Source organism: Sphingobium sp. MK2, assembly GCF_040170545.1.
Lineage (GTDB): Bacteria > Pseudomonadota > Alphaproteobacteria > Sphingomonadales > Sphingomonadaceae > Sphingobium.
Genome location: NZ_JAZDXA010000011.1, coordinates 23408 through 38562 on the forward strand (window position 1 = coordinate 23408; position 15155 = coordinate 38562).

Below are 15155 nucleotides of genomic sequence, written 5' to 3' on the forward strand. Positions count from 1 at the left end.
CTTTCTATCAAACCACCTCCTGCAACCGCCGCACCACCGGCTGCCCATTCTCACGCGCACGCCAAAGGTCGTAATTGGCCTGCATGGCCAGCCACGCGCGCGCTGTGCTTGTCCCCGCCTGTTCCAGCCGCAGCGCCAGATCAGGGCTGATCGCCGCTTTGCCATTCAGCACGCGCGAAAGGGCGACGCGCGAAAGGGCGAGACGGCTGGCCGCTTCGGTGACGGACAGGCCGAGCGCCACAATGACTTCATCACGCAGCAATTCGCCGGGATGGGGAGGGTTATGCATCATCATCATGGCCTCAATGATAATCCTGATAATCGACAAGTTCGGCATCGGTGCCGACAAAGCGGAACGTCACGCGCCAATTGCCATTGACCCACACCGACCAGTGCCCCTTCAAATCGCCCTTCAGCGCGTGCAGTTTGAAGGACGGCAAATTCATATCCGCTGGCCCCGCCGCCACGTCGAGCAGGCCCCGGATATTGCGAATTTTCTTCGCATGGGCAGCCTGGATGCCCCGCGTCGTGCCGCTGGTATAAAAGGCCTCAAGCCCCTTGTGCCGGAACCCGATGATTGTGACAGATTGTATCGCGTATCGTTACACGATGCAAGTGCGATTGGGATGGGCCTTGATCCCGGTCGATACCCCTGTCCTACATCCCCCAACCTATGCCATGCTCGCCCGGCTCTTTCTCCCGGTCCGCCCTCTCATCCCTTTCGCGCGCCCGCACGCCACCCCACACTTCGCAAAAATTCTCCTATTGCGAAGTTCACGCCACCCGTCCGTCCCCCGCACAAACGCTGGGCCAGCGACGGTGTGAACTTCGCATATTTGGCAAGCGCCGCCGCATTGCGGCGGGAACGACACCTATGCGATGGACGTTGCACGCGGAATGACAGGATAGTGGCGAGATTTTTGGAACCTGCATGATCACTTGCCTCTCCCTGCGCCAAGGCGGCAGGGGATTTCGATGGATAGTGGCGGGCGCGGCCCTGACCCTCGGTCTGGCTGGCTGCGCCGTGGAACCGCCGTCCCGCATCATGGCCTGTAGCGCGGCCACCCCGCCCCAGGTCACCGTCTCGCCAGACGGGCGAACGGCCAGCACCATGCTGAGCGTCCTGACCTATAATATCGAAGGTCTGGGCTGGCCCGCGCGCAAAGGCCGGGCGCGGAAACTGGCGGAGATCGGCGAAAGGCTGTCGGCCATGCGCGCGGCCGGAACAGCCCCGGACATCGTCATGTTTCAGGAGATGTTCAGCGGCGCGGCCAAGAACGCCGTCGACGCGGCGGGCTATCCGGCCTTGGTCGCCGGACCCCGCCGAACCACCCGGCCGCAAGATCCGGTAACCGAACCGCTACCGGGCAAAGCGAAGGCAAAGCGCGGCGAGCTTGGCCTTCACCTGCTTGGCAGCGGTCTTGCCATCGCATCGCGCTATCCCATCATCCACAGCGACCAGCGCGCCTATGGTCGCCGCTCCTGTGCCGGGTTCGACTGCCTCGCCAACAAGGGAATTGTGCAGGCGCGTATTCAGATCCCCGGCGTGCCGACCCCGGTGGATCTCTACAATACGCATATGAATGCCCGCCGGGCGTCCCGCGCGCCGCCGCGACGGCATCTGGCGGCCCATGAGCGGCAGGTGCTGGAAGCATCGCGTTTCATCGAGCGAAACTATGACCAAAGCCACCCGTTGATCTTCGGCGGTGACTTCAACATGCGAAGCTCGGAGGAACGGTGGGAGAGTTTCTCCCGCTACCAATCGCTCCTGCTGGTCCACCGCCTATGCGCCGACCCGGCCTCAGGCTGCGATGTCCGCCTGTCCTGGGATGGCGATGCGCCATGGATGGACACGCAGGATCTGCAGTTCTTCTGGAGCGGATCGCTGGTGTCGGTTCGACCGATCCGGGTCGAAGCCATGTTCGACGGCGGCGATAGCGGCCCGTTGCTGTCCGATCATGATGGCTTTCTGGTCACCTACCGGCTGGAATGGCCTGCAACCGCCAAAGCAAGGGTCGGCTGCTGACCAGGCTGCCTGGGGTTTAGCGAAAAATACCGGGATCAATGGCCAGCACCGGCACCCGGCCGATCCCCGTGCCGCCCCCCATCCCAAAGGTCACCACGCTGCTGCCAGCATCACCCAGCACCAGCGGATCGAGCATCAGCGCGGCGCTCAGCCGGTCGGTCGTCACTTGCGTCAACGTGCCGATCTGCGTCAGCGCAAACAGCTTTTGCGCAAAAGCATAAGGGAGCCGGATGCAGCCATGGCTGGCGGGATAGCCCGGATTATGCCCCGCATGCAGCGCGATCCCGTCCCAGGTCAGCCGCTGCATGAAGGGCATCGGCGCATTGCTATAGAGGTTGGAGCGGTGCCACTGCCGCTTTTGCAGGATCGGGAAGCTGCCGGTCGGCGTGGCCTTGTTTTTCGTCCCCGTCGACACGCTGGCCGCGCCGATCAGCCGATCACCGCGATAGACATGGACCTGTTGGCGCGCGAGGCTGACGATCAGGTAGAGCGGCCCGTCCGCGACCCCATCGTCGCTCCAGCTAAATGCCCCCGGCTTGAGCGGCCCATCGGCAACCTGCGCCCGCACGGACGGCACACAGAAAGATGCGCAACACAGGAGAATAAGCAGCCGGAAGAAAAGCATAAGCCTTTCTTAACCATAACCCCGCCCCGCGCCAGAGGCAGACAAGCGCTTTATCGCATCGGTCCCGCCTTGGGACAGGGAGATAAGGTTGGATCAGGAGAGTAAAGATGAACATTGATCCCGCGCGACCAAACCCCTCCCCCTTGAGGGGGAGGTTGGGTGGGGGTGTACCGCCGCCAGCGTGGACGCTCGGCTTCGCCTCACTCCCCCTCCCCCGGCCCCTCCCCGCCGGGGAGGGGAGAAAAGTCACAGTGGCGCGTGGCGCTGCGGGAATGCCCCCCTAAAGCAGCACCAATTGCGCAACCGGCGCAAAGCTGCGCCGATGCAACGGGGTCGGCCCATGCGTCCGCAGCGCCGCGAGATGCTGCGCGCTGCCATAGCCCTTGTTGCTCGCCCAGCCATAATGCGGATGCCGCACTGCTGCCTCAACCATCATCCGGTCCCGCGCTTCCTTGGCCAGGATCGAGGCCGCAGCGATCGACAGGCTCTTGGCATCGCCGCCGACAATCGCGCTCGATGCATGCTCCCAGTCCGGGCAGCGATTGCCATCGACCAGCACATGCGCGCAATCCCGCCCCAGCGCAGCAACCGCACGGGTCATGGCCAGCATCGTCGCCCACAAGATGTTGAGTTGGTCAATCTCCTCGACACTGGCAACCCCCAGCCCCCAGCACAGCGCCCGATCCTTGATCTCCACCTCCAGCGCGGCGCGGCGGGTCGCCGACAATTTCTTGCTGTCGTCCAACCCTTGCGGACAATCTTCAACGCGCAAGATCACGGCAGCGGCCACCACCGGCCCCGCCAACGGCCCCCGCCCCGCTTCATCCACCCCGGCGACGAGGCCGGGATGGTGCAGGCTTTCATGCGCAAAATCAGGCATGGAAAGTGAACGGTGCCCCCATCGGCCCATGCCCACCGCCAAAGCCCGGCGCCAGCATCAACGCCGCCCGCACATAGTCCCGCGCCCGCGTGGTCGCGCCGGTCAGGTCCATCCCCTGCCCCAACCCGGTCGCAATCGCGCTGGCCATGGTGCAGCCGGTGCCATGCGTGTGCGGCGTGTCGATCCGCACATCGCTCCATGTCTCTGCGACGCCATGGGGGCCGATCAGCCGGTCAGTGAGCATCGCCCCCTCCCCATGCCCGCCCTTGGCGAGGACATGGGTGCCAAATCGCGCCGCGATCTCCTCCCCACCAAGCGCCGCCAGTTCAGGAATATTCGGCGTGACCAAAGTGGCGATGGCCATCAACTTGTGGAACGCGGCAATCGTATCCGCATCCGCCAACAACGACCCACTCGTCGCGACCATGACAGGATCGAAGACGATCGGGATTTCTCGCTCACCGCCCCCTATCCCAACCCTGTCATCCCCGCGAAGGCGGGGATCCATCTCCCCGCCTTGCAGCGCGGGGGTAGATTGGGAGATGGGTTCCCGCCTGCGCGGGAATGACGTCGTAAGAAGCTCCGCCACCGCCATCGCCGTCTGCGCCGACCCGATCATACCGATCTTGATCGCATCAACGCCGATGTCGCTGATACAGCTTTCCATCTGCGCCAGCACCATGTCGGTCGGGATCGGATGAACGCCCTGCACCCCCAACGTATTCTGCGCCGTGATCGCCGTGATCGCCGTCATGGCAAAGCCGCCCAGCAACGTCACCGTCTTGAGGTCCGCCTGAATCCCCGCGCCCCCGCCACTATCAGACCCGGCGATGATCAAAATCCGCGCAGGCGTCATGGCTTATACCTGCGCACGGTGGCAGCAGGATTGGCGGCCAGCGCCTTGCCCGTTCGCGTCGGCCGGTCCATCAACTCGCCGCCGCAATTGGGGCAACGATCGTCCAGCGCCTCCGCACAGGTCGCGCAAAAGGTGCATTCGAACGAACAGATAAACGCGCCCGGCACATCGGCCGGCAAGTCCGCGCCACAGCGCTCGCAATCGGGGTGCATGTCAAGCATCGCCCATCTCCGTCATGCCAGCGCACGCTGGCATCTCTCTTTTCTTTTTGCTCGAACCAAAACAAGCAAGATCCCAGCGTTCGCTGGGATGACGGCGGGAATGGAGACTCACGCCGCCGCCTTCTCGACCGCGGCGCAGATCCGCTCGACCACGTCCCTCACCTGATCCGCGCTGTCGCCCTCGGCCATCACCCGGATCACAGGCTCCGTCCCCGACGGGCGGATGACGAGGCGACCCACACCGGCCAGTTCCGCCTCCGCCTCCGCAATGACGCGCTGCACGTCTCCATGCTCCAGCGGCTTGCCCCCGGCAAAGCGCACATTTTTGAGCAATTGCGGCACCGGATCGAACTGATGCAACGTCTCGCTGGCGGGCTTGCCGGACCGGACCAGCGCGGCCAGCACCTGCAACGCCGCGACCGTGCCGTCGCCGGTGGTCGCATAGTCGGACAGGATCATATGCCCCGACTGTTCACCCCCGACATTGAAGCCCCCCTCGCGCATCCGCTCCAGCACATAGCGATCGCCAACCTTGGTCCGCTCCAGCGCGATCCCCTGCCCGGCCAGACAGCGTTCCAGCCCCAGGTTCGACATCACCGTCGCCACCAACCCGCCGCCGCGCAACATCCCGTCGCGCGCGAAATTGGTCGCGATCAGCGCCATGATCTGATCGCCATCGACGATCTGGCCTTTCTCATCGACCACGATCAGCCTGTCCGCATCGCCGTCCAGCGCAATGCCGATATCCGCGCCCGACGAGACGACCGTTTCCTGGCACAGCAAGGGCGATGTCGATCCACAGCCGTCGTTGATATTCGTGCCATTGGGGCTGACCCCCACCGCCACGACGGTCGCGCCCAATTCCCACAGTGCGGACGGCGCGACCTGATAGGCTGCGCCATTGGCACAATCGACCACGATCTTGAGGCCGTCGAGCCGCAAATCTGCAGGGAAGCTGGACTTGACCGCATGGATATAGCGCCCGCGCGCATCCTCGACCCGGCGCGCGCGACCAATATCCTTGGATGGCGCGAGCGGAATCTCCTGCCCGATCAGCGCCTCGATCTTCAGTTCATCCTCATCCGACAGTTTGTACCCATCCGGCCCGAACAGCTTGATACCATTGTCGAAATAGGGATTGTGGCTGGCCGAAATCATGACGCCCAGGTCCGCGCGCATTGAATGGGCAAGCAGCGCGACGGCCGGCGTCGGGATCGGCCCGAACTGCACCACGTCCATGCCAACGGCCGTAAAGCCCGCGACCAGCGCATTTTCGACCATATAGCCCGACAGCCGCGTATCCTTGCCGATCACCACGCGATGGCGATGGGCACCGCGCAGGAAATGCGTGCCCGCCGCCATGCCGACCTTCATCGCCAGATCGGGGGTCATGGGCCATTGGTTGGTACGCCCGCGGATACCGTCGGTGCCAAAATATTGCCTGCTCACATATTTCTCTCATGCTTTGGGGATGATCCCCATAAATCCGTTCGTCCTGAGTAACCGCTGAGCGAAGTCGAAGCGGTGTATCGAAGGACATGTGCAGCGCGAGACCCTTCGATACGGGCCTTCGACTTCGCTCAGACCCTACTCAGGGCGAACGGAGGGGGAAAGAGCAATCTTTGTTCGACTTTCTCGCAGGCACGCGCCATCGGCGCAGGATGGAAAATTTCAACGCCATCGTCGATGCCATCTCGGCCGCCGTGTTCTTCAAGCTGCCGATGTTGGGCACGCAGATCGAACTGATCGTCCTCTACCTCGCGCTGCCGATGCTCTTCTTCACGCTATGGCTGGGCTTCCCCAATATCACCCAGGTTGGCCGCGCGATCCGCATCCTACGCACCCAGCCCGACAAGGGCGAAGCGCAGGGTGATGTCAGCCAATGGGCCGCGCTCAGCACCGCGCTGTCGGGCACGATCGGCCTTGGCAATATTGCGGGTGTCGCCGTCGCCCTGACGATGGGCGGGCCGGGCGCGATCCTGTGGATGTTCGTCATCGGCTGGTTCGCGATGACGGTGAAGATGGCGGAAGTCACGCTCGGCCTCAAATATCGCGTGTTCGACGCGCAGGGCCATGTCCATGGCGGGCCAATGTATGTCTTGAAGGCCGTTGGCGCAGCGCGCGGCTGGCCCAAGGTCGGGCTTGCACTGGGCGGCGCCTACGCCTTCTTCGCGCTGTTCGGGGCGATCCCGATGGTGCAGGTCAACCAGAGTTTCGCGCAGGTGAAGGTCGTCACAGGTCTCACCAACGGCTGGGGCTACGGCATTTTCCTGGCCTGTGCCGTGGCGCTGGTGACGCTGGGCGGTGCGGCCTGGCTGGGCGAAGTCGCCAAGCGGCTGACCCCGCTTAAAGTCGCGATCTATCTGTTCGGGGTGTTTGCGATTCTGATCCTGCACCTGGGCGCCATCCCCGGTGCGCTGGCGCTGATCTGGGACGGGGCATGGACCGGCAATGCGGCCACCGGCGGCGCGGTCGGCACCTTCGTCGCAGGCATGCGCCGCGCGGTGTTCGCCAGCGAAGCCGGTGTCGGCTCAGCGGTGATGGCGCACAGCCTCGCCCGCGCGCGCCATCCCGTATCCGAAGGCCTGGTCGCGCTATTGGAGCCGCTACTCGGCACGATGATCGTGTGCGGCCTCGGCGGCTTGGCGCTAGTCGTGGCGGACACATGGAATAGCGGGCTGGAGGGGATAGCCATCACCTCGGCGGCCTTCGCGCAGGTTTCACCCTGGTTTCCCTGGCTGCTGGCTGTCGTGGTGTTCCTGTTCGCTTATTCGACGCTGGTCGCTTGGGGCTTTTACGGCCTGCAGGCCTGGGGCTATCTGTTCGGGCACGGCGCGCGCGCGCAATGGACCTACAAGATCCTCTATGTCGTCGCTTTGCCCCCTGCCGCCGCGATCGACCTCGGCAGGGTCGTCGGCATCGTTGATTCCAGCTTCTTCCTGATGGCCATTCCCAACGTCATCGCGCTCTATCTATGCGCAGGGGAATTGCGGCGGGACGTCAAAGCCTATCTCACGCAAAAAGAAAGCCCCGCCGGTTAGGGCGGGGCTTCCTATTCATTTGGCAGCGGTGGCGTCAGATCTTGTCGCCGAACGCGCCCTTGACCGAACCAGCCACATCCTGACCAGTGCCCTTGACCTGCTGGGCCTTGCCCTCGGCTTCCAGACGCTCATTGTCCGTCGCCTTGCCAACGGCTTCCTTGACGTTGCCGGCGACTTTGTTGCCAGCGGCCTTCAGCTTGTCAGTTGCTTCACCCATGTTCAGTCTCCTGTTGGTTGGTGTTGCCTATTCAACCGACAATCAGAATAAAGGTTGCCGTCAAACCGCTCCCGTAACGAAATCGCCGATAGCTGTTGCGATGATCACGGCTTGATGCCGAACCGCGCATAGTCCGCGTCGATGCGGGGGTTGATGCGGCGCGCGATGGCGATGTCCTTGTCACCGTCGCTGGCCCGGCCGAGCCGATGCAGCACGATCCCGCGCATGAATTGACTCTCGTCCTTGCCTGGCACCTGGTCGAGGACGGCGGTCAAATCCTGAAGCGCGTCTTCATATTTGCCCATGCGGAACGACACCATGGCACGACTGTCGAGCGCCGCCACGCTGTACGTGCTTGTCTCGATCGCACGCGTGCAATCCTTGAGCGCGCTATCGAGCATGATGTTTCGCGTGCCCTTGATCCAGCAGCGCTCGTTGAGCAGCATGGTCAGGCCAGGCTTTTCCGCAATATGCGCGTCGAGCAGTTCCACCGCCTTGGCCGCGTCGCTATAAGTGCCCAGCAGGCTGGTCTTGAGACGGCGATAAGCGTCACGGGTTTCGCCGCCAATGGCGATCCGCTGATCCACCATCACCAGCGCCTCGTCCAGTTTCCCGCTTTCGGCAAGATAAGTGGTAACCGCATTGATCGCGCCAAAGGCAGAGGGATCGAGCTGGCGCGCCATCCGTGCATCTGCCAGCGCGCCGGGCACGTCCCCCAGCCTGAAGCGCCGGTCAGCGCGGCTGAGATAAAGATCGACATCCGGCTCGATGGCAATCGCCTTGTCCAGATCGGCCAACGCCTTCTTTCGATCACCTACGCCCCAGCGGAAATTGGCGCGACTGCTATAGCCCGACACTTCCTCCGGGTCTTCGGCGATCGCCTTGGTGAACGCCTGCTCCCCCGCTTTGACCTGCGACCAGTTTGCCAACACCTCGTAAGGGGCATCCCAGTAGAAGGTCGGCTTGGCCGGGGCGATCAAGCGCGGGGCCAAGGCCTGCGCCGTGGCAAGCCGATCACGCTCGTCGGGCACCTGCGCCGCCGCAATCTCGACCCCGGTCGAATCCATCCGCTCATCCAGTTCGAGCAGCCCGTCGCGCAACTGGACGTTGCGCTTGATCGTGAAGGCGGCGATCGACTGGCTGACATTCTGGTCGCCTTCCAGCACATAGCCCTTGCCGCCATCGGGCAAGCGCAATTTGAGCCGATAGCGCACCCCCGACGGCGGCGGCGTCGCCACTGGAATATCGATCCATGCCGGACGCCCGCGATCGGGCGCGAAGCTGATGTCGTTGACGCCCCGGCCAATGCTACGTCGATGACGATTATCCTCCAGGCGCCAGGGCGTCGTCGTGACGCCATGCGCTTTCAGCGTCGTGGTCGCCGTAGCGGCATCCATCGCCACGCTGACATCACTGAACTGCGACTGCCCCATCTGCCGCATAAAAAAGCCACGCACCATGTCGGCGCGTTGCTTGGTGTCGAGTTGCCCCAACGCGACATTGATCATCGACGCCGCCGGCCCCCGCAACACCGCCACCGCATCGAAGACGCTGGGCAAGCGGATGCTACCGCTCTCGTCCGCCTCGATCGTGATGTCGATGATCGGCCGGGCGTTGGCGCGGGTCTGGATCGGCAGCAGGTCCGCCCCCACCGTCCGCACCGGCAGCACCGTGCCGAAAGGCGGCGTATCGGCCAGATCGTCGATCCGCGCCCCGCTGCCCGTGCCGTCCATCCACAGCGTCTCGCCGTCGATGGTCGCGCGCACCAGCACATGGTCGAACGCGGCAACGCTCGGCAACCGTTCCGGCACGAAATCGCCCATGGAGGAACTCGCCAGCACCGGCTCAGCCTCTATCCCCATGCCCCGCAGCAACGCCAGCAACAGCAGTGTCTTGGCCTTGCAATCGCCATAGCGCAGCGTCCAGGTCTGCGCCGGGGTCTGGGGCACATAATTGCCGCCATTCATGCCGATCGCCAGATAGCGGATACTATCCTGCACCAGTTGCAGCGCCGCCGCCGCCTTCGCACGCGGCGACCCGCCCGACGCCTTGAGCTTGTCCAACTCGCCCGCCAGCCCGCTACCCGGCGCGATCAGCCCCTCGGTCGCATAAAGCGGCGCCATCGTCTTGGACACATCCGCCCACGAGGCAAAGGTCGAAAGCTCGAACAAAGGCGGATGCCGATAGCGCAGCGGCGCATCCTCCGGCATCTCCGGCTGCTTGACCAACGGCAGGGCGACGGTCAGTTCATTAAACCCGCCCTTCTTCTGCTGCTTGACCACTGCATCCTTGGCCAGCAATTTCCACTTCGCCCCGCTGCGCTCATCCCATTGGACACGCAGCCGCCCCTGCCCCATCCGCAACGGCGCGGCGAACAATGGCATCTCACCCTGAACATGGCCCGCTAAAGCCTCATCCTTCATCGTCGTTGTATAACGCACACGGACGATATCGCCCACCTGAACACCTTCGGCTGCCAGCGTCGCGGTAAGAATGCCGTTGATCTGGCGCGCCTCCAGATTTTCTTCCCGGCGCAAGATGGCAAAGCGTTTGTCACCCGCCAGCGCGTCGATCGTCTCATCCCCGCGCAGGATCGACACTTCATGAATGATCAGGTCGCCCTTGTCGGGTGACCATAGCAAGGTGAGCGACGATAGCTGTGCCAGCACCTCTGCCGACCCGGCGCGGGTAGCCACATCGGCATAGCGCCATAAGCGGCCATCCTCCACCCGTTGCTGGATGTCGAACAGCATCATCATCGGCAGTTCGCCCTCGAAACGCGACAGCGGCGGCACGCTGGCCTTCTCCACCCAGGCGGGCGCCGCCTGATAGAGCGGCACTTCGCCCGCCACAGCCGGCGCAGCAACCATCAGGGCGATCGGCGCCGCCATCCACATAGCCTGTCTCATACCCCCCCAAACACCCCCCGGCATCAGCCTGTCGATACACAGGCTATTGCATCGGGCCGGGGCACTCAAGCGATCAGACGAAGCGCGCGCACGAAAAAAGGGGCCGGAAAACCGGCCCCTTTCCTGAATTTGCAGTCGGTGTCGACTTAGCGCTTCGAGAACTGGAAGCTCTTGCGCGCCTTCGCCTTGCCGTACTTCTTACGCTCGACGACGCGGCTGTCGCGGGTCAGGAAGCCTTCGGCCTTGACCGCGCTGCGCAGCGCAGGCTCATATTTGGTCAGCGCCTGGGCAATGCCATGCTTGACCGCACCGGCCTGGCCGGACAGACCGCCGCCCTTGACGGTGGCGATCACGTCATACTGACCGTTACGGTCGGTGACGCCGAAGGGCTGGTTGATGACCAGACGCAGGGTCGGGCGCGCGAAATAGATTTCCTGATCGCGGCCATTGACCGTGATCTTGCCGGTGCCGGGCTTTACCCACACGCGCGCAACGGCATCCTTACGACGGCCGGTCGCATAGGCGCGGCCCAGATTGTCGATTTCCTGCGCGCGCAGCGGCATGGTGGGCGCTGCAGGCTCGACCGGAGCGGCAGGCGCTTCGGCTTCGACCGGGGCAGCAGCCGTCGCGGCGGCTTCAGGAGCAGCAGGCGCTGCAGCCGGAGCGGCAGCCGCTTCAGCGGCGATCGCCGCGAGGTCGGACAGGGACTGGCGGTTATCGGACATTATGCACCCACCTTGTTCTTGCGGTTGCGCGACGCGAAGTCGAGCACTTCGGGGTTCTGGGCTTCATGGGGATGCTCGGCACCGGCGAAGACGCGCAGGTTGCGCATCTGCTGGCGGCCCAGCGGGCCACGGGGGATCATGCGCTCGATCGCCTTTTCAAGCACGCGCTCAGGGAAACGGCCTTCCAAAATCTTGGCAGGCGTGGTTTCCTTGATGCCACCGGCATAGCCGGTGTGCTTGTAATAGATCTTGTCGGTCAGCTTCTTGCCGGTGAACTTCACCTTGCCCGCGTTGATGATGATGACATTGTCACCGCAATCGACATGGGGCGTGAAGCTGGTCTTGTGCTTGCCACGCAGGATATTTGCCACGGTCGAAGCGAGACGGCCGACGACGAGGCCTTCCGCGTCGATCAGGACCCACTTCTTATCAACCGTTGCCGGGCTTGCCGACTTGGTCGTCTTCATCAGCGCCTTCATGGTGCCAATACTCCAGAATGAATTAAAGAACCGCAGGCCGTTACCGACCCCCGGAAGTGGGGCGCTAATGACTGGGGAAGCCGTCCAAGTCAAGCGATATGGCGGCTTTCCTGACGGGTAAAATAATACCCGTCCCTAAATCGCACTCAATCCGGCGTCCGCCAACCCCCGCCACAGGTGTAGGGCCTGGACGCTTTCCTTCACGTCATGGACCCGCACCATCTGCGCGCCGAGTTGCGCCGCCCGGAACGCCAGCGCGATGGAACCACCCAGTCGATCGGCAGCAGGCGCTTCGTTCGACAGCGCGCCGATCAGCCTTTTGCGGCTGCCCGCAAACAGCAATGGCACGCCCAACGCCTGAAACGTCGCCAGGCCATTTACCAGCGCCAGATTGTCAGCCAGCGACTTGCCAAAGCCAAGCCCCGGATCGACCATGATCCGATCGCGCGCGATGCCCGCGTCCAGGCAAGCGGCAATTCGCCCTTCGAGATGATCGAACACGTCCGCCACGACATCGCCATAGCCCGCAGGATTGTCATGCGGATCGTCGCCCGCTGACGGCGCATGCATCAGGATGACAGGGCAGCCTGCCCCGGCCACGACCTCCATACTGCGCGGATCATGCGCCAGCGCACTGACATCATTGACGATCTTCGCGCCCGCCGCCAGCGCCGCCTCCATCACCGCCGCCTTGCGCGTGTCCACCGACACCGGCACGCCCGCCGCCGCCAGTCGCTCGATCACCGGCGCGATGCGGGCGATCTCATCGCCTTCCCACACCTTGTCGGCGCGCGGCCGGGTGGACTCGCCCCCCACATCGATCAACGCCGCGCCCGCCGCCGCCATCGCGAACCCCGCATCGGCCGCCGCCTGCGGCTCGCCGACATGCTTGCCGCCGTCCGAAAAACTGTCGGGCGTGACGTTCAGGATCGCCATCACCTGTGGCGCATCGAAACGGATGGTGCGTTCGCCCAGCATCAGCGGCGCGCGGGTCGCGGAGATATTGGCGGACAGCGCCTGCGCCCGCTCCGCCAAAACATCAGGCAAGCTGGCGATCGCATCGGCGAAACCGGCCACCGGCACCGTCACCCGCGCCACCCGGTCCCGCCCCGCAAAGGCGCTGACTTCATAGCCCTGAAACCAGATCAGCCCATTGCCCATCCGCGCCACCGACCCGTCCGGCAGGCCGATCGGCGACGGCACGAACCATGTCGGCCGCAGGTACAGGCGCGCATCGGCGGGGATGGCGGGCAATGTCATCGAGCGGGACTCCCCTCTTTCGTCATGCTGAACTTGTTTCAGCATCCATTGGCTCTAGCCCTGCAGAAACGCGCAACGCCAGAGCCAATGGATCCTGACTTTCGTCAGGATGACGGCGTAGTCGTGGCGGCGCTTAAGGCTCGTTCGCCAACAAATAGGTCTGACGCAGCGTATCGATCGGCTTCAACCCGCCCTCGGCCTCATGATGCCAGAAGGTCCAGCCATTACAGCTCGGCGCATTTTGCAGCGTCGCGCCGATCTTGTGGATCGACCCAGTGTCGCTCCCCACAGCCAGCGACCCGTCGGCGCGCACCACCGCCTGCCAGCGCCGCTTGGCGTCGGTCAGGATCGCGCCGGGCTTCAAATAGCCCGTTTCGACCAGCGTGCCGAACGCAACCTTGGGCTGCGACCGCGCGCTCTGCATGATGGTGAGCGCGGACTCATCCAACGGCAGCGCCGCCTCGATCCGCTCCAGTGCAACTTCGATATAGGATTCCTCCCGTTCGATGCCGATCCATTTGCGCCCCAACCGCTTGGCCACCGCGCCGGTGGTCCCGGTCCCAAAGAAAGGATCAAGCACCACATCGCCCGGCTTGGTGCAGGACAGCATCACGCGATAGAGCAGCGACTCCGGTTTCTGCGTCGGATGCGCCTTGGTCCCGTTGCGCTTCAACCGCTCCTGCCCGCCGCAGATCGGCAGCACCCAGTCGGAGCGCATCTGCAACTCGTCGTTGAGCGTCTTCATCGCCTTATAGTTGAACGTATATTTGGCGTCCTCGCCCTGGCTGGCCCAGATCAGCGTCTCATGCGCGTTGGTAAAGCGCGTGCCCTTAAAATTGGGCATCGGGTTCGCCTTGCGCCAGATGATATCGTTGAGTATCCAGAAACCTTCATCCTGCAACGCCGTGCCGACGCGGAAGATGTTGTGATAGCTGCCGATCACCCAGATGCTGCCATTGGGTTTCAGGATGCGGCGCGCCTGTTTCAGCCATGCCTTGGTGAAGCGGTCATAGGCGCCCAGCGTATCGAATTTGTCCCAGTCATTATCGACCGCATCGACCCGGCCGCCTTCGGGCCGGAACAAATCGCCGCCGAGCTGCAGATTATAGGGCGGATCGGCAAAGATCATGTCGATGCAATTGTCGGGCAGCGCCGCCATCTGCGCGATGCAATCGCCCCGCAGCAGGCAATCGGTCGCAATCTCGGCCGCTGCGACCGCGATCGGTGCGATCGCCTTTTTCCGTCGCGCCGGTGCGACCCGCTCCATGACACCCATGCGTAAAAACCCCCGTTCGTCTTGAACAACAGCGATGAGTCCTTGGGAGTCCGGCGTCAAGCCCGGCACCCTGGCCTGCCCGATGCCGAACGACGCAGATGTCGGGGAGAACGAAGCGGGGAACCACAAGATATGGAGTCTGGCGAGTCGCGCGGGACTCAAGATAGGGCGGTGTGACTCAAAAGACTCACGCGCATCCTGTCCCAAAGTTTTTTTGGTTAACGGCGCGCGACGGCCCAAATCAGCGACAATGGTTGACCCATTGATAACCCTATGGTTATGGCTGGCCGATGACAGTTGGATTACAGGAAGATAATCGCGGCGCGACGATCGACGCCCAGTTCAAGGCCTTGTCGGACGGCACCCGCCGCGCGCTGCTGGAATATCTCGTGCGCGAAGGCGAACAGAGCGTCCATGCGCTCACCGCGATCGCGGGCGTATCGCAACCGATGGTATCGCGCCACCTGGGCAAGCTGAAACGCGCCAGGCTCGTGACGGCCCGCAAGGCCGGACGCGAAACCTTCTACAGCGCCCGCGCCAAGGGGTTGGCCCCGGTGGTGCAATGGATGGCGGTCTATGGCGCGCTCTGGTCGCAACGCTTCACCGCGCTGGAGGATATGGGGGCTTGAGACCAAGCCCC

The 15155-nt window shown here is 63.7% G+C and carries 16 protein-coding genes; 3 read left to right on the forward strand and 13 right to left on the reverse strand.

The annotated features are described in order from the left end of the window. Positions 1 to 7 precede the first annotated feature (7 nt). Together V2I08_RS07035 and V2I08_RS07040 are read right to left on the reverse strand one after the other, a co-directional pair. Positions 8 to 298: a HigA family addiction module antitoxin gene (locus tag V2I08_RS07035; protein WP_349634479.1), complete on the reverse strand. Its 291-nt coding sequence runs from the start codon at positions 296 to 298 to the stop codon at positions 8 to 10. A 4-nt stretch (positions 299 to 302) separates the two neighbouring features. Then, entirely contained in the window at positions 303 to 593 is a 291-nt protein-coding gene (locus V2I08_RS07040) for a type II toxin-antitoxin system RelE/ParE family toxin (protein ID WP_349634585.1), read from the reverse strand. A 452-nt stretch (positions 594 to 1045) separates the two neighbouring features. On the opposite strand from V2I08_RS07040, the gene V2I08_RS07045 reads away from it, so the two are divergent. Continuing rightward, positions 1046 to 2026 (forward strand): endonuclease/exonuclease/phosphatase family protein, encoded by a 981-nt coding sequence (locus V2I08_RS07045; RefSeq protein ID WP_349634480.1) that lies wholly within the window; start codon positions 1046 to 1048, stop codon positions 2024 to 2026. 16 nt (positions 2027 to 2042) lie between these two features. Here V2I08_RS07045 and V2I08_RS07050 read toward each other — a convergent pair whose 3' ends face one another. The 5 genes from V2I08_RS07050 to glmM form a co-directional block, all read right to left on the reverse strand. Next, positions 2043 to 2651, reverse strand: coding sequence for a L,D-transpeptidase family protein (locus V2I08_RS07050; protein WP_349634481.1), 609 nt, complete (start codon positions 2649 to 2651; stop codon positions 2043 to 2045). A gap of 280 nt (positions 2652 to 2931) precedes the next feature. Beyond that, positions 2932 to 3531 carry a ribonuclease HII gene (locus V2I08_RS07055; protein ID WP_349634482.1) on the reverse strand — a complete coding sequence of 200 codons (600 nt, stop codon included), beginning with the start codon at positions 3529 to 3531 and terminating at the stop codon, positions 2932 to 2934. Further along, positions 3524 to 4387: a hydroxymethylpyrimidine/phosphomethylpyrimidine kinase gene (locus tag V2I08_RS07060; protein ID WP_349634483.1), complete on the reverse strand. Its 864-nt coding sequence runs from the start codon at positions 4385 to 4387 to the stop codon at positions 3524 to 3526. The genes V2I08_RS07055 and V2I08_RS07060 overlap by 8 nt, the downstream gene beginning before the upstream one ends. Beyond that, on the reverse strand, positions 4384 to 4608 hold the full coding sequence (locus tag V2I08_RS07065; protein ID WP_349634484.1) for a DUF1272 domain-containing protein: 225 nt from the start codon (positions 4606 to 4608) through the stop codon (positions 4384 to 4386). The genes V2I08_RS07060 and V2I08_RS07065 overlap by 4 nt, the downstream gene beginning before the upstream one ends. Positions 4609 to 4716: 108 nt before the next feature. Next, the gene (gene glmM / locus V2I08_RS07070; protein WP_349634485.1) at positions 4717 to 6057 is read right to left on the reverse strand and encodes a phosphoglucosamine mutase; all 1341 of its coding nucleotides are present in this window, start codon (positions 6055 to 6057) and stop codon (positions 4717 to 4719) included. Between the two features lie 212 nt (positions 6058 to 6269). Between glmM and V2I08_RS07075 the strand changes: the two genes are divergently transcribed. Continuing rightward, positions 6270 to 7649, forward strand: a complete 1380-nt coding sequence (locus V2I08_RS07075; RefSeq protein WP_349634586.1) for an amino acid carrier protein — start codon at positions 6270 to 6272, stop codon at positions 7647 to 7649. Positions 7650 to 7683: 34 nt separating this feature from the next. Here V2I08_RS07075 and V2I08_RS07080 read toward each other — a convergent pair whose 3' ends face one another. From V2I08_RS07080 to V2I08_RS07105, 6 genes are all read right to left on the reverse strand, one after another. Next, the gene (locus V2I08_RS07080) at positions 7684 to 7866 is read right to left on the reverse strand and encodes a CsbD family protein (protein WP_333973939.1); all 183 of its coding nucleotides are present in this window, start codon (positions 7864 to 7866) and stop codon (positions 7684 to 7686) included. A gap of 104 nt (positions 7867 to 7970) precedes the next feature. Continuing rightward, entirely contained in the window at positions 7971 to 10775 is a 2805-nt protein-coding gene (locus V2I08_RS07085) for a DUF3857 domain-containing protein (RefSeq protein ID WP_349634486.1), read from the reverse strand. Positions 10776 to 10921: 146 nt separating this feature from the next. Further along, positions 10922 to 11500, reverse strand: a complete 579-nt coding sequence (gene rpsI / locus V2I08_RS07090) for a 30S ribosomal protein S9 (RefSeq protein WP_069066504.1) — start codon at positions 11498 to 11500, stop codon at positions 10922 to 10924. Next, positions 11500 to 11979, reverse strand: a complete 480-nt coding sequence (gene rplM / locus V2I08_RS07095; protein WP_037473167.1) for a 50S ribosomal protein L13 — start codon at positions 11977 to 11979, stop codon at positions 11500 to 11502. The genes rpsI and rplM overlap by 1 nt, the downstream gene beginning before the upstream one ends. Before the next feature lie 135 nt (positions 11980 to 12114). Then, positions 12115 to 13239: a dihydropteroate synthase gene (gene folP / locus V2I08_RS07100; protein ID WP_349634487.1), complete on the reverse strand. Its 1125-nt coding sequence runs from the start codon at positions 13237 to 13239 to the stop codon at positions 12115 to 12117. Between the two features lie 133 nt (positions 13240 to 13372). Next, positions 13373 to 14515, reverse strand: coding sequence for a site-specific DNA-methyltransferase (locus V2I08_RS07105; RefSeq protein ID WP_349634488.1), 1143 nt, complete (start codon positions 14513 to 14515; stop codon positions 13373 to 13375). Positions 14516 to 14805: 290 nt separating this feature from the next. Between V2I08_RS07105 and V2I08_RS07110 the strand changes: the two genes are divergently transcribed. Continuing rightward, positions 14806 to 15144 (forward strand): metalloregulator ArsR/SmtB family transcription factor, encoded by a 339-nt coding sequence (locus tag V2I08_RS07110; protein WP_349634489.1) that lies wholly within the window; start codon positions 14806 to 14808, stop codon positions 15142 to 15144. The last annotated feature ends 11 nt before the right edge of the window (positions 15145 to 15155 follow it).

Coding starts and splice junctions, on each gene's coding strand:
- V2I08_RS07075 (WP_349634586.1), top strand. CDS start 6,270: ATGGAAAATTTCAACGCCATCGTCGATGCCATCTCGGCCGCCGTGTTC.
- V2I08_RS07085 (WP_349634486.1), bottom strand. CDS start 10,775: ATGAGACAGGCTATGTGGATGGCGGCGCCGATCGCCCTGATGGTTGCT.
- V2I08_RS07110 (WP_349634489.1), top strand. CDS start 14,806: ATGACAGTTGGATTACAGGAAGATAATCGCGGCGCGACGATCGACGCC.
- V2I08_RS07035 (WP_349634479.1), bottom strand. CDS start 298: ATGATGATGATGCATAACCCTCCCCATCCCGGCGAATTGCTGCGTGAT.
- V2I08_RS07055 (WP_349634482.1), bottom strand. CDS start 3,531: ATGCCTGATTTTGCGCATGAAAGCCTGCACCATCCCGGCCTCGTCGCC.
- V2I08_RS07065 (WP_349634484.1), bottom strand. CDS start 4,608: ATGCTTGACATGCACCCCGATTGCGAGCGCTGTGGCGCGGACTTGCCG.
- folP (WP_349634487.1), bottom strand. CDS start 13,239: ATGACATTGCCCGCCATCCCCGCCGATGCGCGCCTGTACCTGCGGCCG.
- V2I08_RS07105 (WP_349634488.1), bottom strand. CDS start 14,515: ATGGGTGTCATGGAGCGGGTCGCACCGGCGCGACGGAAAAAGGCGATC.
- V2I08_RS07050 (WP_349634481.1), bottom strand. CDS start 2,651: ATGCTTTTCTTCCGGCTGCTTATTCTCCTGTGTTGCGCATCTTTCTGT.
- rpsI (WP_069066504.1), bottom strand. CDS start 11,500: ATGTCCGATAACCGCCAGTCCCTGTCCGACCTCGCGGCGATCGCCGCT.
- V2I08_RS07080 (WP_333973939.1), bottom strand. CDS start 7,866: ATGGGTGAAGCAACTGACAAGCTGAAGGCCGCTGGCAACAAAGTCGCC.
- V2I08_RS07060 (WP_349634483.1), bottom strand. CDS start 4,387: ATGACGCCTGCGCGGATTTTGATCATCGCCGGGTCTGATAGTGGCGGG.
- V2I08_RS07045 (WP_349634480.1), top strand. CDS start 1,046: ATGGCCTGTAGCGCGGCCACCCCGCCCCAGGTCACCGTCTCGCCAGAC.
- rplM (WP_037473167.1), bottom strand. CDS start 11,979: ATGAAGGCGCTGATGAAGACGACCAAGTCGGCAAGCCCGGCAACGGTT.